Source organism: Anaerotignum faecicola (assembly GCF_003865035.1).
In the GTDB taxonomy this organism is placed as follows: Bacteria; Bacillota; Clostridia; order Lachnospirales; family Anaerotignaceae; genus Anaerotignum_A; species Anaerotignum_A faecicola.
Map to the genome: position 1 here is coordinate 90,556 of NZ_BHVZ01000004.1, position 23,594 is coordinate 114,149.

Sequence of the window (23,594 nt, forward strand, 5' to 3'; positions counted from 1 at the left end):
CCTTATACCCTACCGTTTTACCACTGTGATGAAAGAAGAAAATCTGACAAATGGACAATTTTAATACCATTTTCAATTCCCACATCCAAATCATTTAAAGTAACAACATACTTAGGATAGTGGTCTTTAATTTCCATTAGATTTCCCACTTCACGATCAGACTTTTCCGGAAGCTGCACACACACCTGCACATATATCTTCTCATCTCGTCGGATTGCCACAAAATCTATTTCCTTGGTATCGTTCTTTCCGATAAAAACATCATATCCTCGCCGTTTTAATTCAAGAAAAACTATATTTTCTATTACTCCGTCCAGCATTTTGCGATTATACCCCATGAGAGCATATTTAAGAGAAAAGTCAGCCAGATAATACTTCTCCTGTGTTTTCAAAATACTTTTTCCTTGTAAATCGTATCTTGCACAAGGATAAATGATGAATGCCTGTTCCAGCCATCTTAAATAATTATAAATACTCTCTACAGATATTTTTCTATGCTCATTTTTAAGAAAATTAGAAATAGAATTCGCAGAAAATGTTTTCCCTATATTTTCTATGACATACTTCACCACACGATCAAACAAATCCTGTTTATTGATGCGGTGTCGCTTCACTATATCACGAGAAACAACCGTATGATAAATGCCATTGACAATTTGATATGCCGGCTGCGTTTCATAATCTCCGATTGCAATTATCGGAAATCCACCAGAACAAATATACTCTTCAAGTAGCTCTCGTCTGGACAATGTACTGTTCGCTTTGAAATCTAAATACTCCTGAAAAGATAATGTAAATACAGGAATCAAAACATACCGCCCTGTTAGATAAGTAGAAATCTCACTGGACATAAGTTTGGAGTTGGAGCCGGTTACATAAACATCCGCATTTGTACCTTCAAGCAAGCTATTAACTGCTTTCTCCCAACCTTTAATCTCTTGAATCTCATCCAGAAGTATATAACATTTCTCTTTTCCTGCAATTTCTGCAATAAGTTCATCATACATCTGCTTCGCTGTAATATTCTCAGGAATATCCATTTCTGTATATCTCTTCATTATAATACATGATTCCGGTACATTCCGGCTAAGTAATTCTTCTTTTAGCATTTCAAAAATAGTAGATTTTCCACAGCGTCGGATACCTGCAAGAATTTTTACCAGAGGTTGATTTATAAATGGTTTTATTGCTTCGATATAATCCGGTCTAAAAATCATGTTATCATCACCTTTCTTATTTATTATAACAAAAAACTATATAATTTAAAACATTTTTTCTGTTTACACCTTAAAAATTATAAGAATTATGATAGTTTTATTGGTTCTTTCCCCACACACTTTCTCCACCCTATTTCTTCTTTTATCTCTCTCTTATATTTGTAATAGGAATTTCTACTAATTCCAAACAGTTTTATAACCTCCTTATCCTTCAGCATACCGTTAAAGGACGAGGAATACTTATATATTTCCCGTTTTTTCTGCTTTGTACTTTCGTATTCAATTTTTGTGCCGGCAGCTCGTCCTATCTGCTTACCATTCAAACGAGCCGTTTCGATTCCCTCAATGGTTCTTCTCCGCAAATCCTTAACTTCCTTCTCTGCCTGCTCAAAACATATTTTTATCTGCTCCTTCGCAAGAGCCAGCATATACTTGTTTACACCTTCCAGAATATAATCTACAGTAGTACCTGTCATTTCAATGCCGGACTCCATTGCCTTCTTGTAGACACTGGTATTGATATGCGGCTCTTTGAGAAATACCAAATCAATTCCCCTATGATATAATTCTTCATAGGCTGTGAATCCTTCTTCCGCATCCCTCGACATACGGCTGACAGAATCAAAAACGATTCTGTCCCCTTGTCGGACGTTCTTAATCAGCTTCAGCCACTTTTCCCTTCCTTCCATCTTCGTTCCCATATTAATGCAACACTTGTATAGCAAAAAATTCTAAAAATCGAATGGGTGAGCATAGGCCCTCCCATTTTTTTATACAAAGGAATACAGCCCCAGAGCACTTTGCCCCGGAGCTGCTGGATGAAAAATTTTATGAAAAGTAACTTTGAAAATATTATTTTCAAAGTCTAAAGGAAACTGTCACAAAAAATTGTGCTTAGCACCCCTTAAGCTGTTGCTCCTTAAAAGCTACTACGAGGAATACCTCTCATGTGTCATAACTATCTTGGTGGTATGTATCTCCGGCATTTTCAAATAACTTATCTACAATTTTCAAAAAAACATCTAATTCTGTCTTTGATACAGCTATATCGTTTCCTTCAGTATCAGACATATGTTGATATACTCTGTCATCTTTATAAATAGCAAAATCCTTGATTTCTTCGTTTGTAACCCAAACTATTCGATACATAAAATTTGCTGTTGGTCTTAATACATTCTTTCCTGGGGATTCAACAATCTCCCCTTGGTTTAATAAATCAGACAATTCATCGAGCACCAAATTGATATCAGCTTCATTCGTTATATATATATAATCCGATCCTTGCTGAATACAGATGAAATCCGCATCAAAATTATAACTCTCACCTTCATAACCATCTCTCTCGGTTGTTTTTTTCAAAAAATTACTACCGATCTTTTGAATATCTTCTTGAATTATATTGACATTAATAATTTTTTCAGAATCATTCCATGTTATATCGATCCTTGGGAATTTTTCAAATACATAACCATTATTTATTGCCATTCCAACAACCTGATGGCTTACAATAATAGAACCCCATGCTTTATTTGTTGCTTTTTCTATATCAGCTAGCTTAAAATAATATCTTCCGTTCAAAAGAAAATACTCGGCTTCACTGCTAGAATCATCATAAATGAGTCTGCCTTTTTCCACTTTGACTTTAGCGGTCTGTTGGGTTAATTCTTTCAGCGGCTCGTTGGACGTGGGTATATCATAAGGATCTACCACCACACCTTTATTATCATTCTGGATTGCATATACTGCCATATCTAAATGGTTCATAATGTCTCTTATCCTAACAAAGTTGTATCCATTAATGTTATAGCACTGGATTGTCTGTATCTCGCCATTATTAAAACGCACCTGAGCATTATTCAATGTTGCATTGCTTGTATCCGATGCAGCATATACCGTTGTAGAAAATAATACTATACATAAGAAATATAAGATTTTTTTCACTTCTCAACGTCGCTCCTTCACTATAAAATAAAAATAAGGAAATTGTCAGAAAAAATTTCTACATTTTTATTTCTTTATAATTTAAAACTTAACAGTTACTAACGTAAGCATCTTATCTTTGTCATACAGAATATATCTCACGCCAGAATTCCATCCATCTGCAATCATAAAATAAACATTTGTTTTATTTGTATGAACGTATTCTTCATACCCAAATGTGTATACATAATGTGCACCATACAAGCTGCCTTTATCCAACTGAATAATTTGGCAAATCTGATTTTTTACATTACTAGACACTTCTGATTATTCTGATATGTGGAAGGCAATATATAAAGCCTATGAAAAGAAGGCAGTAGTGCCCGTGTTTATTAAAGATCCTTCTCCAATGGAAGATGGCTATAAGTCTTTAAATATTAGAAATATTGTTGATTCTACGTTTGCACCATATAAAACAATGAATGATTTCGTTGGAAACATTGGGGATTGTGGACCGGTTGCAGCAACCAATCTTATGATCATGGCAAAGCATTCTTTCGGTGAGGATGTTTTATTAGATGGAACAATCAAGAATGTATACGATGAATTATTTAAAACAACGGGATGTGATCCCAAGAATGGAACATACCCTAATTTTCTGTCTTCTGGTATTAATCAGTATCTTACAAGTATTAATAAAAAATATACAGGTGCAACAAGAGAATTTCAGTTTGTGAGTGATGTAGGAGTAAATGGTATGTCTGTACTATTGTTATACGTATCGATACTTACGCTTTGTACTTCTTCTTGAGTATTTAAATTTTTTACTGTACCAGTACCTTCATTAACCGCAAAATAATCATACCCGCCGACATAGTAAATTTCTTCATTTGCTTCAGCAGAATCTAAAAAACCTTTTTCATCAGAAAAGCTGTATTCAATGACAGGTGCATATTCTTCTTGCGCACCAATAACAATATATCCATGATAAGTATCCTTCTCATCTTCAATATCAAATTTGTATGCAGAAGGAACACCTTCGGTCTCATATATTGTCTTACTTAAAATCAAATTATAGTCATTTGGCAATTTTTCAATTATATCTTCATTTTCTTCTCTTGAAAGCAGAAAATCATATGCAATTGCCATTGCCAAATCTTCGCTTACTACTTTATCATTAGACCCACTTGCAAACGCAGTTGATGTTCCACCCAACAACATTACCATAGATAATGCTATAGCCATAATTTTTTCTTTCATATATTTTCCTCCCTCGTATAGAATAAATTTATAGAAAACAATAGGAATTTATTGTATACTATATCTATCAATCCTGATTGAAACAGATTTTGTGTTAGCCGCACGATTCTGCCTTTTCATTCAGGATTTTTTTATCACCTCCATTACCGATTTTTTCTTACCATTCATAGCACCGCCTCCTCTCATTTATGTAATTTATAAAAAGCACTCATATTTAATAAATGCTATTTACCTTAATGTGTACATTTTGCCATAGTAACAGTATTGATTACATCACCTTTCCAAACAGTTCCACAAGTGCTGCATTTCTGCCCTTCATAGTATGTTGTAACACAAGAACCATTACTTTTTTTCTTATGTTCCTTTAAAGTAATGTCCACAAGTTTATGGGCATGTCTGGGTTCAACCTGCGCCTGCACCTGTTCCGGCACATCAGCCACTTCCCCCTGATAAATAATTTCGTATGTAATATCATCTGTATTGCACAGTTCAAATTCCACCAGACTGTCTTTATTTATATGTGTGTGACTTTCAAATTCTCCTTCCATCTGAATATCATCAGCAGCTACTTCTTCCAATTCGCCCGCTTTTACAAATTCAACATTCTTAGAAAACAGCATATTTACAGGAACATCCAATTCCTTCGCCGATGCATTGCCACAAAACATTGCCACCATCGCAATCGTTGCGACTGTCACCTTTCCCAATCTGCTGTTCATACTGCACTTTTTCATAATCTTTATCATCCTCCACTTATAATTCTTTATCTCCAATCCTACAAAGCCAATGCTGAAAAATGTTCCTTTGCTTCTAGCCTGTTCCAGCTCCAGCACCTTTATAATCAGCTCGCAATATTTTCGTTTTTGCCCCTTTGTATATTTTTTTGTTACATCTTCATCACAGGCAGCTTCTGTCCATTCTGAAAGATTTTTCATTAAAAGGTAATACAACGGGTTGAACCAATTCAGGCAATTTAAGAACAACACCAATAACTTCCGCAATAAATCCCGATGCTTCACATGATAAAACTCATGCTCTAAGATAAAACCAATTTCTTCTTCATCAAAGAAAGCTATCATATAAGCAGGAATCACAATGTATCTTTTCCTTATACCGATTGTACATGGTGTAGATATATTGCAGCACCCAATCAGGCTTATGTTTGATACCTGATTACTGTCTTTAATCTTACAGAATGTTTTATGCCATAAATCATCCTGTACATAGAACATAGACTTTTTTACGGCATACAACAGGCTGGCATATTTCCATACATAATAAACGAAAAAGCCAATAACTCCGATCAACCAAATGGTTCCAAGGTATTCCATGTGTATTTGCTCTCGCACATTATATATAAAGCCATCATATCTGCTTATATCTTGATGTATCAATAGATCTGACTGAATAAAAGCCTTTTCACTGCCATCCCTTAGCGATACAACAAAATACAGCGGTGTTACAAATGAGAATAGAGCTATTGTATTTACATAGACCATTGTCCTTGCCGAAGTCCACTTATATGCAATCTTTTCAAATGGTAAAAAAATCGCACAGAATACAAATCCGCTGATAGATAACAATAATGCAACAATAAACGCTCGCTCAATTATCAAATTCATCTAACCACGCCTTCAAATCATTCATATCCTTCTTACTGATTTTGTCACTACCTCGGAAAGCAACCAGAAAATTTTTTAAGGAGCCGCCGAATTTGCTTTCTACAAAACCTTCTGCTTCCTTTGTTTCATATTGTTCTTTGCTTACCAGCGGAAAATAACAAAGCTTGTTCCCCTTTTTGGTTACTCCCAAGATACCCTTCGCTTCCAAACGTCTCAGGAATGTTGCTACGGTAGGGTATGTCCATTCTTCGCCTTCTTCGTTTAAAATTGCCAGCATTTCCGGCACTGTAATCATTGCTCCTGTTTTCCAGATATGATTCATTACCTTCATCTCTGCATTAGAAATACTCATATTTTCATCCATCTCATATCACCTCCTTCTGTTACGTCTTGTAATTTCATTCTATTACATCGTGTAATATTTTGTCAACTACTTATTTTCTTTATAGACAATTTTTTCATATTTGGACAAAACACATAATTATATAAAAAACGGCTGATTTATAATCAACCGTTTCCTAATTTCTTCATTGTTTTCTCCTCTCTTTCAAACCGTTTTATTTTCGTTTATCAAATATTATATCCTTATTCAAATATAATGTAGAAATCGCCTCCAAAGCCTTTCTATGTCCGTCGCAAAACCACAAAAAGAAACCAAGATTATCGCGTGCCTTCTCCTTCTGAAACTCCGACTGGTTTCCAATAGAAGTATCAATTTCATCATTTGCGATACATGCAAGAATCTCTGCACAGGATAACCTTGCCTTTCTTGCCAGATGTAGCACACGTCGCTCCATTTCTGTGTAATTCTCTCTTTGAAAAACATTCTTCGCCACTGTCAACGGCAGCTTTTCAAAAAATATAAAACGAAAAAATGCCTGCACCTTAACCATAAAGCTGCTTTCAAGAGGTATGACATAGAGCTTCGCCAACAGACGATATAATGCAATATCTCCTTTTTCCGCCTGCGCGCTTACTACTAACTGTCTGACTTCCAGTCTTTGCAAAACTGCATCAAAGCGTTCCTGAGAAACGTCCATCCTCACAGCCTTCTTCAAAAAATAAGTTTTTGCTTCTTCTTTCGTCAGAATCTCCCACATCAGGCAGGACCAGAGCAGCAGTTCCTCTCTGCTTAATGCCATTTCCTTTTGATCTACTGTTACAATCGGCTGCTTTTCGCCGTTTTCATTCTTTCTTAATTCATATCTCCCAACCGCTGTATATAATGTAATCACCTGTAAGTTCCCCCTTTTGTTCTTCTCCTTTATGCGACCTTACGAACAAATACCACATCTTGCCGCAAATGCTTCTGCGCTCTGGAGATACAAGCAGTAATATAATTGGGCTTCACATGATACCGTTCTGCAATATCTCTGCCGCTGTATCCCTGCATTTTCAGTTCTATAGCTTCAATGCCCTTTCGTACACTACCACTACAGTTCTCCTTGGACTGCTGTAACGCTCGTAAAAGTTCCCTTTCGTATAAAGTTCCTGCAAGGTCTGTCATATACTGCTGTTTTATATATCGCTCTGATTCCTCTAAAAAGCAGCTCTGTACTCGCAACCTTGTATTTAGCCCTCGCAGGTAATCAATGATTGTATTTTTTATCACATGAAAAGCGTATGTAGAAAAGGCAGCTTGCTTGCACTGTTTATATCGGCTTGCCGCTTTGCAAAGACCAATCGCCCCAATCTGATAAAGATCGTCATACTCCATACCGCAGATATTGTTATTCACATGAACACAACTTTTGATTACAGAATCAATCACTGTCAGATTTTCCTCAACCAATCCTCTTTGTTCCTGTGTTAATCTCTCGTCCATCTGATAGCCCTCCTTTCGGAAAATTTTATATCTATAAATGCCTTCCGTCGTAAAAATCCTCACTTTACTGAATACATTCCTATCTCTATTGTAAAAAACCAAATTTATAAAATCTACAAATTATAAAAATCCGTGGGCTAAATTCTGGGACAACTTATGTCAACAACGAAATAAGCAATAAAATCTGGCAAAAGAAAAAGACTCCCGGAAGGAATCTAAGCCATTTGCAGAGTTGCTGTAATCTCTTTTCTCTTTTCTGTGAAAGGGCGCTACATAGGTCTCTGCAGAAATCCTTGTGATACTCCGCTTTCTTCTCCGATACCATTCCCTCTATAAATCTCAGCAACCATATATCTGTCCATCCCCTGCTCTGATACTGCACTTCTTCTGAAAGCTGTTTTTCCTGACACAGCATACCAGACCAGATTTCATACCATGCATCTCCCGAAATCCTGCGGCTTAATTCTATAAAATGACTCATATCCTCTTGTCTTTCAAAATATTTTTCAGCAAGTAATCCAAACACGGGCAAGTCTTGCTTTAATTCATCGATATACTGCCAATATTGTAATAGCATGAAACCGTTGTCTGCTGCTGTAAACAGGATTATCCCTACACACATCGCAAGCATCCAACGTACACTTATAAAAACCAACGGCAAGGATAATATAATGCCGCACGCTGCTATAAGCAGTCTGCTGAAAAGATAAATTGCCGCAGAATAATTCACACCGTTATAACTCAAAACAGCACTTATCATACTCGGTTCTTTCTGTTCTAAATCAAGTTTTCTTACAAGTTTTTCCGCCAACTGAACCATAAAAATATTATCGCAGAGGCGTACTCTCTTCCGATACAGCTTTAACAGATGCCTTCCTGCTTTTGCCGTCGGGAACATACTAAAGTAGCAAAACAGGTTATAAATGCCATAGCAAAAGAATAATACTCCCATATAAATCAATAAAATCATGTTATCCCTCCATAGAAAAAGAGTGCCGATAAAATCGACACCCATTCGTTTTTAGCTACTTTTATTGTTTTACTTATAAAAAATATATCAGTCAAGTTCCCCCTTAGTTACTGACTTGTTGTATTTGGAATTGTGTACAATTCAACCCTTTCCTTCTCCTTACTATCAAGTGCGTTAAAGAGTTGTTTCAAATCATGTCCTCAACTAAACTCTTGAGTAGGGGATTGCTTGATCATGATTGCCTTGATAAACAACTCACAGGAAAAGTTTGCATTAACTACAAATGGATACAATTTTCCGTACAGAAATTCACTGGTATCATCAAAGCATGCTTTTGCCACATTCAAAATACTTCCGCTTCATCAATGCACATTCGATAATCTCCAACCATATTCACCACTCCTTATCCTCATATGGTGTATTCTCAACACCCACAGAGTTCAAATTAGCAACCATACAGTCGAGCTTGTCCTTCCACATTTTTTTAAACCACTCGGTATGTCCGAACCACTTAACAAGGGTTGGGCTAATTGCATAATATGTTTTAATGAACAATCTGCCATGCCATGTTTTAGCCAGAGTATAATCACGGAAACGGCGTAGCGTCCAAACCTGTGGACAATCGTAAGAACCATAAACGGCGGTTGCCACATAACAGCCACTATTCGTCTGTTGATTACCAGTCTGTTGATTACTGGTTTGCTGAGAGTCTTCAAAATCTTCCGTATAAGACGGATCTATTTCCCTAAGCTTTTTTTGGTACTCCACAATATCCTTAATGACATACGCATACGATTGGGAGGTAGGGATATGACGCAGCCGGAGCTTATCATTACGCAAAAGTGAAATTATTTCTCTGTAACCATCTTTCTTATCTAGCCCTATATCAATGGCTCTACATAGCAAACTGACACCACCAGTGCTAAAAGAATCGGTTCTCCACCGTGCACACCTAGTGGCAGAGAAAATTTCACTTGCCATATCGGACATAATATCACCTATCTCTATATCTCTTTCTTCATCTTCGCCCAATTCCATGAATGGCAAATCACACTCTAAGTAACTACACTCTGTGTAACTGTCCGGCCTACTGTACATTACAAACGGCATTACAATATCCAGGATTTTATATTCAATGTCGGAAGATCCGTTTTCAGAATAAGCGTCACAGCAAAGCTCAATCAGGGCAAAAGCCACTCTGGAAAACTCGTTGCGCGCTAATTTTCTAACCTCCTTGACCTGATCTTCGGGTGCATTATCAACTGCCTTACAAAAATAACTGATAGATTCCTCCAGACGAATATTGTCAAGAGTAGACTGCAAGCCTGCAGCACGACCTTTCAACAACCACGCTTTATAATTATTCGGTTCAATCTCAATAACTTTATTACAATAATTCTCCGCTTCTTTCTGATTGCCCGCGTCACAAGCACTCTCTGCTATAGTATAATAGTTTGCAATTTTCGCCGAATCATCAATTTTAACGGTACCAGCTACCTCAACGGTTCCTTCTACCATCATTTTCTTTGCTTCCTCAACAGAATACTTTGTTCCACAAGTCTCACAAACAAATACACCGTCTTGCTTTATCAAGTCTGTGCTTCCGCACATTTCACAAGTTAACTGTTTCATCATTGTTCCTCTCTTTTCTTTTTGTCTTTTTATATTGTGCAGAGTTATTTGGTGCCTTTCCGATATATACAACATCAGGGAATTTTCCATCAATAACAGCGTTTTTAAATCGCTTTCCGAAGCTCAGCTTCTCTCCCTTTTGAAGCTGATTCCACTCTGCTCCAGTAAACAGATCTTTTGCCAGAAAAATTTGTTCATCAGGGATGATAGATATTTGTTTTCTTGCCCCTTCAAATAATTCAGAATAGTCCATTTGTTCCCTCACTTTAAAAATTTACATTTTCGGTTCCGTTCATCTAAAAGCAAAGTAATTTCTGCTATGACCTCCTTCTTATTTGCTGCTGTTTTCAGTTCCAAAACTTTAGCGGATATTTTATTTTCTAAATCCGCCAACTGTTCATTGCTCATAGGATCGGAAAAACGGATTTTTTCAGCAAGCTGCGCAAGTGCTGTTTTTATATCAACATCTGTTTCAGCCGCAGCCAGCAATTCAACCTCCGTTTGCAGTTCCCGAATATAGAAAACCTTTTTCTGCACTTTTACTTCCACTCGTTTGATTTCATCGCGTCCCACATCAGCAGTAATCATACATATCGCAGAAACACCGGCAATAACAGGACACACCACGATTGCGCTCCATGCCGGAAATGCCGGTACAAACAGGAATACTGCAAATGCAGCCATCTGAATGATTGCATATACAATGGCAATGTATAAAACCGGAAAACCAAGAAATTTGCTTTTTAAGGTTTCTTCCTTTCCAAGGGCAGTTTTCCAAATAAAAATCTGTGCAACAAATGCTACAGCGGTAAATACATAAGCAATCCAGAATGTTGCTGTTTTTATTGTTGGAACAGCAAAAGCGAAAATGCTTACCAGCGCAAATAGAATCCCAAGAATTATATATCCTTTTGTGCTATTCTTTTTCATCATCAGTTCTCCCTTTTCGTTCCACATTTCGGACAGAATTTGCCAGGCTTAATGAATTTGAAACCACACTTTGCACAAGTGTCTGGTGCTGCCTGCGGTGCACCACACTCATCGCAGAATGCTGCACCCGGTGTCAACTCAACTCCACATTGTTCACAGAAATGGTTTGCTGCCGACTGTGGCTGTGTTGTTATTCCCGCAAATGCGTCAGATACGGCTCCGCCTACCATTCCGCCGACTGTACCACCAACACCAGCCATCATTCCTAAACCGATACCCATGTTAGAAAATTGTCCTGCTCCTTCATTTTGGGCAGCATCCTGTGCCACATCGAAACCACGCTCCTGTTGGTAGGTATATCCTTCCTGCATACGCTTGGTTGCCTGCGCCTGAGAATCAATAACAACTTTCTGTGCTTCGGTCTGTGCTTGGATCATATCGATCTGCTGTTTCAGCTTTGCCTCTGCTATATCGGCATACTGACGGAAATGCAATTCCTTGAACTTTTCATACTGCGGATCACCATCCGGCTTAACCACTGTAGTAACATAGAAGCGTTTGAGTTGCACGCCGTAATCAAGAAAATCAGGAATCAGCCGCTTCTGAATGTCTGCAGAAAATGTTTCAAGGCTTTCGTCAATTTCAAAGATGTTGATGGCGTTAGCACGCATCGCCTGCGCAATATAAGTTTTTACCTTGGTCATGAGGATACTGCGAAAGCAGGTTGTTAACTGTTGACGATCCAGAACTCGCTCTGTGCCGACTAATTTCACCAGAAGCTTACGCGAATCATCCACGCAAAGGGACATTTCACCGTTTGCACCAATAGAAATCGGAAACTTATATGTAGGCTCTACATACTGAACTTTGCTGTCCGTTCCCCAGCGAATTGCCATTTGTTCGGTTTTGTTAATGAAATAGACCTCACAATGAAATGCACTCACGCCGCCAGTCGGAATATTGATTAAATGACGCAGGAGTGGGATATTCCCTGTTTCCAACGTGTGCCGTCCCGGTCCAAACAAATCAAGTGCCTGTCCATTCAGGAAAAAAATTGCTTCCTGTGATTCGTGGACAATCAACTGAGACGATGTATTGAAGTCCTCACAGGGGTGTTTCCAGATGAAGGTGCTGTTATCGCCTTCGTACTTGATTACCGAAGCGATTGCTGCCATAGTTTATCCTCCTTTATCTTGTTCAAAATGTGTACTTTTTTGCAGATGAATTCTGACTCTTTAAGCTGTGCTAATTATGTGGAATTTTGTTGTAAAAAACAAATGTGTATGTTAATATTGAAGTGTGAAGAAATCTACTGAAGATTTGCAAAAAAGTACACTTTATTGCAGAAATCCCCTTTCACAAAAAATTAGTTTTTTCGTAAATATCTGCTTTATATCGAAATGTTGTAATAGGCATATTGCATTCTTCTGCCGCTTTTGTACCTGTAATTTTCCCATTTTTCCATCTTTGATAAACTGTATGAAAATTTTCCGGAAGTGGTTTAGGAGGTCGCCCGAATTTTACGCCTCTGGCTTTTGCTGCTGCTATTCCTTCTGCCTGCCTTTGGCGAATATTTGACCTTTCATTTTCCGCTACAAAGGAAAGCACCTGCAATACAATATCGCTTAGAAATGTTCCCATTAAGTCCTTTCCTCGTCGGGTATCCAATAACGGCATATCTAAAACAATAATATCTATCCTTTTTTCTTTTGTAAGATATCTCCATTGCTTTATTTACTACACAACTGTAAATTTTTCTACCCTACACTTAATGAAGCAATCCTAGCTCTCAAGCCAATCAAAATTCCCGTCATCGTTTAATAGGATTCATCTATTCCCACGATTTCAGTATATCCTCCCACCGCTTTCTGCATTGCTTCCAATGTATTTTTCTTCAGGATGTTTATGCGGCTTTACTTTTAGCACTTTAATGACATTTTCCTTCAATATTTTTACCCCCTTCCAAAATTTGTCAAAAAAAATTTTTCAAAAAATGGTTGTTTTTTGAAAACCACTTTTTGTCGATTTTTAGAAATAAAAAAAGGCAGTGGAATTTACGTATCTCACTGCCCAAAAAGCGTTTTTTGAATCCAAAAACGCCATATCATCTATTTTGATCACTAGTCCTAGTATGCAATTTATTTTGCATATACAATAGCTCATTATTTACTGTGCCAAGACTACCATTGCATACATAATTAATGTAATCGCTCGGTAAAGATCTTTTAAATCTACTGACTCGTTTGGTTGATGGATCTTATTTTCTTGAAATGGAAAAATGGGGCCAAAAGCTACCATATTAGGAAAAGATTTTGCATAGGTACTGCCACCAATAGCAATCGGTGCAATTTCTTCCCCCATCTCACTACAATATAAATTCATGAGTTTTCTCACAATCTCAGTATCTTTTGAAATGTAAAGTGGAGGATTATTTTTTTTATCTGCTATTGTCATTTCATATTTACCTGAAAGTTGACCCATTTGATCTATCACATCTGCTGCATTAATTCCATATGGATATCTGATATCAAATTCGTAAAAAACCGATTCTTTCTTTTTGTACATCTTTCCCAGATTAATCGTTATTTTACCCAAATCTTCTTCAAAGGATTGAACACCCTTCTCTAATTCTCGCGGAAACATCATCAGACTTTCCTGTATAAAACAACTCATTCTCTTAATAGCTTCAGGAACATCGTCAAGAGTCAACAATTCCTTCGATGCTTTTAGAGCAGCATTGATTCCTTTCCATGGCTCACTGGCATGAGCATTTTTCCCTTCAAAGTTTTTTTGATACCTTGTTTTCGTTTGCTCATCAAAAAAAGCTATTGAAAAGTTTGACATTACCGCATTTATAGCTTTGCCCCCATTACATTCCTCAAATAACATATCCTCTTTTGCTGTAAGTTTCTGTTCAATAACAATTTGGATGGCTCCTTTTTCCGAATAAATAACTGGAAACTGTGCATCTGGTGTAAATCCGCAAGACGGCATTTCCTCTTTACTCGTTATATAATGCTTTACACACGAAGACCCGCTTTCTTCATCTGTGCCTAAAATGACACGAATCCTTTTATTTAGCTGTATACCACTATCTTGAATTGCTTTTAATGCGTATAATGCCCCTATTATAGGGCCTTTATCATCTAAGGCACCTCGTCCCCATAAAATCCCTTCTGAAATGACTGCTTCATAGGGAGGATGTTTCCATTCACCCTCTGCCGGAACTACATCTAAATGTCCCAATACTGCAATCATTTGATCTCCTTTTCCAATCTCAGCATAGCCTATTTTATGATCAATATTTTTCACACGAAGTCCCAGTTCTTTTGCCTGCAACAAAGCATCCTCTAAAGCCATATTCACAAATTTCCCATAAGGTGCCCCTGCTTCTGGCTTACCTTTCACACTTGGAATACGCATATTATTTTGAATTCCTTCTATCATTCTGTCATAATACCGTTCCAAACATAAATCTAAAATTTCCTTTTGTACCATTACAAAGCCTCCTTTAAATAAAACGCCATGCTGAACATACAGCATGGCGTTTTCTCACACATTTTTCTTTTCCATCAATTTACTTAAGCCATAATACAGAACAACCGTGAGAATAATCGCAGTGATTGTTGTAGAACCAAACTTGGAAATATATGCGATTCCTCCACCTAAAACAACTGATACAAAGGCAAGTGGTTTATAAGAGGTCGTCTGATCCATATTTTCGAAATCATATTGATGTTTTTTCTTTAGTAAGTAATAATCTACTGCCAAAACAGCACCTATTGGAGGTAAAAATGTTCCTAACGCAGACAAGAACCCTACAAAATGGTTTTGGATGCCAGTAACAGCCAAAGCAGTAAAAATGACACCGCATACGGCTGAAACGATATGCTTGTTAATCCCTGGCTTAATATTGATAATTGCCAAAGCTGCGGAATACAAATTATTATCATTACTTGTCCACTGACCTAATACAACAATCAGTAAGCCCAAAACACCCATGCCTAAAATACTGAGGCCTTCCATGATATTAGTGCTATTTGTCGCTTTTGCCACAACAAAACCACCCCAGTTTGCTGCAGCAAAAACAACCATTGCTACAATAACACCCACGGAATTATCCATTTTGCTTCTCGCATATCTGGAAATATCCGGCTGTAAAACTGCCCCAGTAATCCAACCACCTACTACAATTGTAATACCAGTTCCGATGGTAGCAGGATTATCTGGCATATGTGCAATGATAGGACTCAGACCCGTTGTGCTGATTGCCATAATGGCACAGTAAAGACAAAGTCCCAAAAGTAACGGTGCTGCTACCATACTTAAATAAGTCATCCCTTTATAGCCAACAATGGCAGTTGACATCATGAGCAATCCACCCCAAATTGTAGCAACAACTGGGGATGTCAAAAAATGCCCTGGCAGCATCAGCGCGATAGTTTCACCAAAATACCCACATTGGTATGAAAACCACCCCAACATTGATATTCCCAAAACCAGACCAACAATATTGGAACCTTTTCTACCGAAAGGAACTCTAGATAACATTGATGTAGAAATGCCTTGATTTGCTCCGATTCCCCCAGTTAGCGAAGCAAGTATGGCCAAAATCACACTGCCTACAACAATTGCAATCGTGCCTTCTTTAAAATTCATAACTTCCGCCAGTGCTGATCCTGTATATAAAGTTGACATAGCAACTGCCATCCCAGTTGTAACTACAGCAATATTGATTGGACTTTTCCGTTTGTCATGTGGTACAGGTCTATCAGGATAATCATAATATTTATCCTCTGGCGTATAAACATTTTGATCCATAACAATTCTCCTTTCAGACTCCTTATAAGGTTTATACGTCAACATATACAATCTTATTTATTTCATACGTTCTTCTACTGGAACATAGGAAATATCTTCGAAACCAAAATATTGAGGGTCTAATACCTTTTTGATTTTGTCTTGTCTCAATCTCTCATCACAAGGCAAAACAATGATTGCCACTTCCTGCGCCTGACGCATCTTCGGATTTGGAATTGGTTCACCTGTATGACGATCAACAACACAAATCAAATCCGGACTGGAAACAAATGGTTCTCCATTTTTCCAGCATACATGGTTTTCATTTTTAAACCAGATTTTGTATTCATCTCCAGCATCGCTCTGAATGGTTGTCGTTCCCCAGTAGTATCCGATTCGATCTTCATCTTCAAAGTCTGTTCTTTTTCCTTCTGCCAACACCCAACCGCCAACTTTTTCTGCAATTTTCTGAGGAATATGATCCAGATGCGCTTCCTGAGCTTCACGAATAAACTTACCAAGTTCATAAGATTTGGAGAGAGTTCCAGCAATTACGGTTTCTTTCAGTTCTTTCCCACTCATAATAAAACCTGCCTGACCGGCCAAACCATATGCACCAGCGCTAATAAGCTTACCAATTCTTTCAACTACACGAAGATTGGTTGCCTTTTTGATAATACAAACATTATCCCATTCATCAACAGAAGCGACAGGAAGCCATTTTCTGTCATACAAATATGGTGTAATCTGCAAAATTTCCGGAATAGCACGTCCACAATAATCTCCATCAACTGCCATCATACCCAAAGAACTGCCTGCAGAAATGGGGCCAGAAGTATTCGCACCTGCCAGTTCAATAGGAACAACTACTGTTGTTTTTACCCCTGTATATGCTTCCAGTTCCTGAATTGCTTTTGCCAGTCTGGCTTTTTCTTTATTTACGCCATCAATAAAACCAAAACCTGCCATTTCCTTAAGAGTTGCTTCATCATGCGGTGCAATAGAACCCATCAAAAACGGGCATACAGCAACAGCATCATCGGGAATCTCTGAAATATCTGTTATTTGTACAAAGCCTTTTTCATTAATTTCGCTCATCAAAGACTCAATCCCATTTTCAGGAAGTCCGCCCCCGCCAGTTGCATAAAATGTACAACCTCTTACAAAATCTGTTGCTTCCTGAATGTTTGTCAATTTTTTTGTTGCCATAATTACCACTCTCCTGTTTTGTATTTTTCTTTAATTATACAAATCCATAATTCTAAAACAATTGTCAAAAAAACAAAAATGCAAACCAAATTTTATAAAAAAAACAAACCAAGTTATGGTTTGTTTTTTTACACTTTATTCACTTTTCTTTCATCTTCATAAACAAAGCCAATGTATATAATGTATCCATATCTGATGGCCTTTTTAAGTTGATCTGCAGGAGTTCCTCAATTTTCTTCGTTCGATATTGCACTGTGTTATAGTGGATAAATTCTGCCTTTGCCATCTCTTTCAAATTCATTTTATATTCTAAACAACAGTCAACAATCATTTTTTTCAAATTGCTTTTATTCTTCTTATCGTATATATCCAGCCTATTTTGCATGCTTTGATACAGTATCCGCATTGGTGAATGGAGAAGAAACTGCATTTGAAGAATTGATTGAATTTCACTTCGATCATATATTCTACTGTTTTTTATTTCTTTTAGACCAGCAAAAACCTCAATTACTTTAGGCAGAAATAAGAATAAATCTTCCTTTCCATATACTGTTGCTACAATTGTATGATACGGGAAATTAGATATATTCTCAATGGAATTCTTCACATCCAAAAATTTATTTTCTTCATGCCCAAATAATAGATAAACAGATTTTTGTTGAACTTCTGTGTGTACAACTCTAAATCCTTCTTGCTTTATAATAGAATCCATGAGTATCTTTATATTTCTATTTTTCTCAAAATCTCCTTGCTTCGCAATACAAATAACACCTACAGCTTTTTCCAGATCAATTTTCTGCTTTTCTGCAACAGCAAATGCCTGCGACCTATTATCACTCAAAATTGACAAAATCAATTCATGCTGACTCTTGTGAAGAATATCTTTTTCCCATATATCTATAATCATCTCAAAACTTTGCATAATAAAACTTACATTATGCAATTGCTGTGTTCTTGAAAACATGCCCAACCATAAATGCGTATTATTATGCCATATCTTTTTCCAAACACACCGATTTCCATCATCAATGAAAAAAAAGACATTATCCTTTCTATCATCAAACAAATCCTGTTTTTTCAACAGCTCCTTCATCTGCAAGATATCTAAACCGCAGGAACAAATCTCTTCCATACTATTTTCCAATAGCATCAGTGTAATATCATATGAATCACTTAAAAATTTTAATCCTTCTGAAAAAGATCTTTGTTTCTGATTTAGTTCCATTATCCCCTTTAGAATAGTTCTCTCTTTCTTTGATTCATGTTCACTTTTCCTCATTAAAAGACCCATTATATCATTCATCACAGAAGCATAAGATATTTGGGGATCATTAGGTGGGCAAATTAATGGAAGATCCAGCTTATCACATAACGCAATCACACTATAATCCAAACTTTTTATAACATAGCCTATATAAAATAAAACAATACCTGCTATTTTTCTTTGTTTTAACGCATAAATTAACTGAAGCTGCTTTTCAACATTTTCTTTGATATCATTACAAGACGTAATTACAATTTCTCCTTGCTTCAGATTTAATAAAGAACTCCCCTCTTCATTTAGATCAGACATTTCTAAGACAGTAACACCAGATATCTTATTATTCAAACCTCTGCTTCCCGCTAAAATAGTTGCATTTCTTAATGAATTTGTATTATGTAATAAAGCATTGATGGTATCCATAACACACCTCTTTCCTTTGCTATATAGGGTTGTAATAATTGTTCGTTTCACAACTGCATGATGTTCTTTTTTTCAAAACACATATATAAATCAATCCCACATAGTTAATCCACAATCATTCTAGTTCCTTTTTATATTTAAAACCCCTAATAGACAAAGATCCACATTTATAAAAAAGTATATCACAAAGATTCTAGTACAACAACCTCTGTTAATTTACCAATATTGGCAAATATAGGTTTAAAATTCTTTCATGTTCTTCCATAAACATTCCATCCTTGTAGGTAGCACTTTATGTAAAACTTAAGATTTATAAAAATAAATCATTTCCTCTGTATTCAATTTTTTAAAGACTTCAGAATGTTCATACAACTTTACTTTTGGCACTTTAATGACATTTTCCTTCAAAATTTGTCGAAAAAATTTTTTCAAAAAATGGTTATATTTTTGGAAACCACTTTTTTGTAGATTTTCAGAGACGAAAAAAGGCAGCGAGATTTTTTTCACCTCACTGCCCGAAAATCGGTTTTTAACTCCAAAAACGCTATGTCATCTATAAAATTCGAATTTTTGGGGCTTTGAAAACCGCCCTCAAAAACCGCTGGAAGCCTTGATTTTACTGACTTTGCGGCTATGTCATCTATTTTGATCACTCATCCCATTTTGATTTAACTAAAAGTATGCCTGATGAAGCTGGTTGCCCCTTACATAGGGTTATTTTTCAAAAAAGTGTTGCTCCTTATTTCTCTAAAAAATAGTGGAAACAAAAAAATCTAGAATGGTGATTTATTTTACATTCCAGATTTTTTTCTTTTCATTATGTATTGATATTAACCTTTTAATATTGTATCTTTCTCCATTTAACAATAAACTATATAAAATAGATTTATGCTAAAGAAATGATACTTGGTTTATACAAGCTATATATTATTTTTTAGATTAATTTTTTATTGCCTACCCCCACTATAAAATCACTTTATAGCAACATCATTTTATTTTGTAGCATTAAAAATAGTAATTTTCTATATCAGTAACAGATATTCGGTATGAAGACGTTGTCGTTGGTGTTCCGCATTTTTTAATATATTCATAAAATGATTTGCTTTGAAGTATTTCTTTGGCCTCATTTAAACCACTTTTATACTCATCTAAAGTTCGAATAAATACTCCAGCATACGGAATAGTATCAATTCCAGCATTATAAACATTTACATTATTTGTAATAACCACTGACATAATAAGTTTTTCTACAAAAATACTATTAATTGCTTGAACTCGACCATATTCAAACCATTGTACGCCTTCGCTAGATTTGCGCTTTAGAAGTTTATCCTTGTTTTTTAGCAGATAAGCATAGCATTCGGGAAATGTTTGTCTAAATTCTTTTTCAGAATAAGAAAAAATTTTTTTACCTATTATTTTATAAGGGAAAATTATTTTATCACGCTTCTCACTTTTTTGATATTTTTTCTCACTTTTAACACTAACCGCATCAAAAACTAAATCTTTCTCGATTTTTCCGTCTTGAAGATAAAAAAATAAATCATCCTCTTCTTTAGCTTCAAACACAAAAGCATCATTATACAACGTTGCAACACTATTTGAAACTTTAAAATAATCACCAAAGCGTCGCAAACTTTCTTCTTGTTCTTTATCAAAAATCCATTTACCAATTAATGATTCTTTTGATAAGTTTTTTTGTACTCCATCTTTCTTACTCCAATAATATATATTATCATTATTTTCTTTATTACACATAATAATAATAGAAGAAGTAAGTATTTTAGGAAAAAGTTGTATTCCTTTATAATCAATAATTCCTTTAAGGTATTCTTTAATCAACATCCTTACTTTTTCAGCATGTTTATTTCGTATCACACTATATGGAATTAGATAAGCTAGCTTTCCATCATCAGCAAGATCCCTTAAACCTGCTTCTATGAATGCATAGCAATAGTCAAAACGACCTTCTTTGCACGTTTCAAAATTCTCTTTTAAAAAAATTCTATGTTCTGTAGACAAATCATGGTATGTAATATAAGGTGGATTTCCAATAATAAAATGAAAACTATTTTTCTTACACTTTAAATAATCTTGCTTACATATATTCCATCGAATACCGGTTAATCCATATTCCTTCGCAACTGCATTTAACGTATCAATGCATTTAGTTATACACTTATGATCAATGTCATATCCTGTAATATGATTTTCTAACCCTACGATTATCTGCTCGTTACTATATCCATCTTCTAGTGAACTTGTTATATATCTTCTGACTATTTCTTTCAATATATTGCCTTCTCCACAAGAATTTTCCAATACTGACTTATCATACAAACCATGAGTATATCCAATACAATCCAAAAGTTCATTAGCATATTTTTGTGGAGTAGGCACTTGACAATTATTCCCCATGAACTCCACCTCTCATATATATTTTATTATCAGCAGCATTGACTAATAAAGTTTTATACTCCTCAACTAAATCAATGATAATTTTAAAAGTTGTTAAAAAATCTTCTTTATCCAAATCAGAACGTTCTCCATGAACAACTTTGTGACGTTTTTCTAGCAATGAACTATCTATATATGTAGCTTTTGTCTCAAATATGTCAGATTCAATACCAATCGTCTCTAAAATCTCTTCTAGTTCTGCAGAACTCGGATTTGAATGAGTAGAAATAAAAGGATTGTTTTCATCATATTTCTCTATAAATCTTTTTGTTAAAAGCTCCTTGTGCAAGATCAATAATTTTTTATGCACACTATGTTTATCCGATTTTGCACAAGACTTAAACTCTTTTTCCATCTTTAGTGCAGTAAAATTTTCTTTTAACTCACTATATAATTTTTTTTGTTGCGAAACATATCCTACATAACAGTTTGACGCTCGTTTTATAAATCCTTCAAAATGTGCACATAATAATGCAATTCCCGCTCTAAGCAAAATGGGTTCATTTACTTTATCTTTTTCAACTAAAATTTTCAATGAAATCATTTCTTTTTTCCTCCAAGCAAGATCTTGTACTAAAAGTTCTTCTAACTGTTCAACTGTTTTAATTTTAATATTACTCGCCACGTAAAAATATCTCCTTGCTAAATTCTGCTAGCCTTTTAATCCTTCCAACTGGTCTAACCCCTCTTTTGATCGCAGCTAAATACCCATCAGAACTATATACTTGTTTTATTACCTCACTAAGTTCCTCTGTATTTTCTTGATAATAATCAATATTAGCTGTCAATCCAGGAATTATCGCTTCATACGCTCCCACCAAAACAGGTCCATAACTCTTATTTTTTTCTTTGTCATATTTCTTAAAGGCATTTTCATCCATTACTTCGTATAATAAATCAAATGTCTTTTGAAATATGTCTTTTTCTTCTTCAAAATCGATATTATTTTTATTTATTAACTCCAAAATTTCATCAGTTAAAAAATTATTATAATTTTCAGAGTCACTTACATCAAACTTTGAATACCTAAGAATAAAAAATTTTACTACAAATTCTAAATAGCCCTGTTCTTCCGAGTCTTTTTCTGATATGGGAACTGAATTTATAAAATTAGTATATTTGCTCATATCACGCAACTTTTTATAAAATTCTTCATTTTTCATTACTATAATACAGTTACGAATTTCCTGAGGACTCAAATGACTTCCACCAGTATTCAAACGCTGGAACATCTCATACTGAGCAAACTCATCACTACTTTTATCAATAATTATAATAAGGATCTTTGATCTTTTTATATATCTACGTTGTGCATCAGTTAATGAAATATCTTCATCTTCATTATCCCAATATTTTCCTTCTAATGATGGTAAAAATTTTGTACAGGTCAAAGGTTCAACCTCAACCTCCTCTGTTGATCCATCCTCTGATTCGTTTTTTAAGATACCCATAAATTTGAAAATAGTTGACAATCTTTGCTGACCATCAATTAAATTCCATTTTCCCTTTTCATTTTGATATACATAGACAGGGGGAATCGGAATATTTAATAGAATTGATTCTATCAACGCAGACTGTTGTGTTATGTCCCATCGAAACATTCTTTGATAGATGGGATTTATTTGCAAGTCTCCATCTAGATAAAGATTTGCCAATTCCCCTATAGACATTGGATAGTTATCTGTTTTTATTGACTTAGCCATTAAATCAATCTCTTTCTGTAAGGAATTTTCCATTTATTTTATCCTCCCATAAGTAATCTTATTCATATATTTCTAATTTTAATGCAAACTGCATTTTTATATAGTCTTAAGTGTATATATAATATTGGGTTAAATTCTTATAAGTTCATCCTTAAAACATCTAATGATGAAATATTAACAGCTAAACAGATACAGAAACTACAAAGAGAAAATGCTCAGCATAAGGAAAAAACCTTAATCAAGAAAGTAATTGCCATCTTTATACTACACCCAAACAAAGATTAAGTTATATTTTATAATCTTTGATTTTTACATACTACCAAAATACTCTCCCCCATACTCAACATAAGCCGACGTATCATAAT

General features: G+C 35.5%; 21 protein-coding genes and 1 pseudogene. 1 reads left to right on the forward strand and 21 read right to left on the reverse strand.

Going from position 1 to position 23,594, the window contains the following annotated elements:
* Nucleotides 1-17 precede the first annotated feature (17 nt).
* The 3 genes from EJE48_RS07825 to EJE48_RS07835 all read right to left on the reverse strand — a co-directional run bounded on the left by EJE48_RS07825 (nucleotide 18) and on the right by EJE48_RS07835 (nucleotide 2,981).
* Nucleotides 18-1,217, reverse strand: coding sequence for an ATP-binding protein (locus EJE48_RS07825; RefSeq protein WP_118578613.1), 1,200 nt, complete (start codon nucleotides 1,215-1,217; stop codon nucleotides 18-20).
* A gap of 86 nt (nucleotides 1,218-1,303) precedes the next feature.
* Nucleotides 1,304-1,918, reverse strand: a complete 615-nt coding sequence (locus EJE48_RS07830) for a recombinase family protein (protein WP_118578611.1) — start codon at nucleotides 1,916-1,918, stop codon at nucleotides 1,304-1,306.
* 244 nt (nucleotides 1,919-2,162) lie between these two features.
* Nucleotides 2,163-2,981: a hypothetical protein gene (locus EJE48_RS07835; protein ID WP_124984471.1), complete on the reverse strand. Its 819-nt coding sequence runs from the start codon at nucleotides 2,979-2,981 to the stop codon at nucleotides 2,163-2,165.
* Between the two features lie 541 nt (nucleotides 2,982-3,522).
* Here EJE48_RS07835 and EJE48_RS07840 point away from each other — a divergent pair.
* Complete coding sequence (locus EJE48_RS07840; RefSeq protein ID WP_124984472.1) at nucleotides 3,523-3,948, forward strand: hypothetical protein; 426 nt, start codon at nucleotides 3,523-3,525, stop codon at nucleotides 3,946-3,948.
* On the opposite strand, the gene EJE48_RS07845 is transcribed toward EJE48_RS07840, so the two are convergent.
* The 18 genes and pseudogenes from EJE48_RS07845 to EJE48_RS07930 form a co-directional block, all read right to left on the reverse strand.
* Nucleotides 3,864-4,397 carry a hypothetical protein gene (locus EJE48_RS07845; RefSeq protein WP_124984473.1) on the reverse strand — a complete coding sequence of 178 codons (534 nt, stop codon included), beginning with the start codon at nucleotides 4,395-4,397 and terminating at the stop codon, nucleotides 3,864-3,866. The genes EJE48_RS07840 and EJE48_RS07845 overlap by 85 nt on opposite strands.
* A gap of 233 nt (nucleotides 4,398-4,630) precedes the next feature.
* On the reverse strand, nucleotides 4,631-6,019 hold the full coding sequence (locus EJE48_RS07850) for a M56 family metallopeptidase (protein WP_118578605.1): 1,389 nt from the start codon (nucleotides 6,017-6,019) through the stop codon (nucleotides 4,631-4,633).
* The gene (locus EJE48_RS07855; RefSeq protein WP_118578603.1) at nucleotides 6,003-6,383 is read right to left on the reverse strand and encodes a BlaI/MecI/CopY family transcriptional regulator; all 381 of its coding nucleotides are present in this window, start codon (nucleotides 6,381-6,383) and stop codon (nucleotides 6,003-6,005) included. Before EJE48_RS07855 ends, EJE48_RS07850 begins: the two co-directional genes overlap by 17 nt.
* 193 nt (nucleotides 6,384-6,576) lie before the next feature.
* The gene (locus EJE48_RS07860; RefSeq protein ID WP_118578601.1) at nucleotides 6,577-7,254 is read right to left on the reverse strand and encodes a hypothetical protein; all 678 of its coding nucleotides are present in this window, start codon (nucleotides 7,252-7,254) and stop codon (nucleotides 6,577-6,579) included.
* Nucleotides 7,255-7,283: 29 nt separating this feature from the next.
* Nucleotides 7,284-7,844, reverse strand: coding sequence for a sigma-70 family RNA polymerase sigma factor (locus EJE48_RS07865; protein WP_118578599.1), 561 nt, complete (start codon nucleotides 7,842-7,844; stop codon nucleotides 7,284-7,286).
* A 154-nt stretch (nucleotides 7,845-7,998) separates the two neighbouring features.
* Complete coding sequence (locus tag EJE48_RS07870) at nucleotides 7,999-8,814, reverse strand: hypothetical protein (RefSeq protein WP_118578597.1); 816 nt, start codon at nucleotides 8,812-8,814, stop codon at nucleotides 7,999-8,001.
* Nucleotides 8,815-9,207: 393 nt separating this feature from the next.
* On the reverse strand, nucleotides 9,208-10,446 hold the full coding sequence (locus tag EJE48_RS07875; RefSeq protein WP_147365455.1) for a tetratricopeptide repeat protein: 1,239 nt from the start codon (nucleotides 10,444-10,446) through the stop codon (nucleotides 9,208-9,210).
* The gene (locus EJE48_RS07880) at nucleotides 10,427-10,699 is read right to left on the reverse strand and encodes a DUF1413 domain-containing protein (RefSeq protein WP_118578593.1); all 273 of its coding nucleotides are present in this window, start codon (nucleotides 10,697-10,699) and stop codon (nucleotides 10,427-10,429) included. The genes EJE48_RS07875 and EJE48_RS07880 overlap by 20 nt, the downstream gene beginning before the upstream one ends.
* Before the next feature lie 8 nt (nucleotides 10,700-10,707).
* On the reverse strand, nucleotides 10,708-11,376 hold the full coding sequence (locus EJE48_RS07885; protein WP_118578591.1) for a hypothetical protein: 669 nt from the start codon (nucleotides 11,374-11,376) through the stop codon (nucleotides 10,708-10,710).
* Nucleotides 11,377-11,378: 2 nt separating this feature from the next.
* Nucleotides 11,379-12,551 carry an SPFH domain-containing protein gene (locus EJE48_RS07890; protein WP_118578589.1) on the reverse strand — a complete coding sequence of 391 codons (1,173 nt, stop codon included), beginning with the start codon at nucleotides 12,549-12,551 and terminating at the stop codon, nucleotides 11,379-11,381.
* A gap of 181 nt (nucleotides 12,552-12,732) precedes the next feature.
* Nucleotides 12,733-13,110: pseudogene (locus EJE48_RS07895) on the reverse strand (recombinase family protein); the annotation flags it as partial.
* A gap of 432 nt (nucleotides 13,111-13,542) precedes the next feature.
* A complete protein-coding gene (locus EJE48_RS07900; RefSeq protein WP_160117336.1) occupies nucleotides 13,543-14,874 on the reverse strand; it encodes a Sapep family Mn(2+)-dependent dipeptidase in 1,332 nt (443 codons plus the stop codon).
* A gap of 54 nt (nucleotides 14,875-14,928) precedes the next feature.
* A complete protein-coding gene (locus tag EJE48_RS07905; RefSeq protein ID WP_160117337.1) occupies nucleotides 14,929-16,197 on the reverse strand; it encodes a purine-cytosine permease family protein in 1,269 nt (422 codons plus the stop codon).
* Between the two features lie 57 nt (nucleotides 16,198-16,254).
* Nucleotides 16,255-17,385 carry a DUF917 domain-containing protein gene (locus EJE48_RS07910; RefSeq protein WP_118578581.1) on the reverse strand — a complete coding sequence of 377 codons (1,131 nt, stop codon included), beginning with the start codon at nucleotides 17,383-17,385 and terminating at the stop codon, nucleotides 16,255-16,257.
* Between the two features lie 139 nt (nucleotides 17,386-17,524).
* Nucleotides 17,525-19,069, reverse strand: a complete 1,545-nt coding sequence (locus EJE48_RS07915) for a PucR family transcriptional regulator (protein WP_118578579.1) — start codon at nucleotides 19,067-19,069, stop codon at nucleotides 17,525-17,527.
* Between the two features lie 1,005 nt (nucleotides 19,070-20,074).
* On the reverse strand, nucleotides 20,075-21,487 hold the full coding sequence (locus EJE48_RS07920) for an Eco57I restriction-modification methylase domain-containing protein (protein WP_118578575.1): 1,413 nt from the start codon (nucleotides 21,485-21,487) through the stop codon (nucleotides 20,075-20,077).
* A complete protein-coding gene (locus tag EJE48_RS07925) occupies nucleotides 21,477-22,151 on the reverse strand; it encodes an MAE_28990/MAE_18760 family HEPN-like nuclease (RefSeq protein WP_118578573.1) in 675 nt (224 codons plus the stop codon). The genes EJE48_RS07920 and EJE48_RS07925 overlap by 11 nt, the downstream gene beginning before the upstream one ends.
* Nucleotides 22,141-23,262 (reverse strand): GmrSD restriction endonuclease domain-containing protein, encoded by a 1,122-nt coding sequence (locus tag EJE48_RS07930; protein ID WP_118578571.1) that lies wholly within the window; start codon nucleotides 23,260-23,262, stop codon nucleotides 22,141-22,143. The genes EJE48_RS07925 and EJE48_RS07930 overlap by 11 nt, the downstream gene beginning before the upstream one ends.
* Nucleotides 23,263-23,594: the final 332 nt, after the last annotated feature.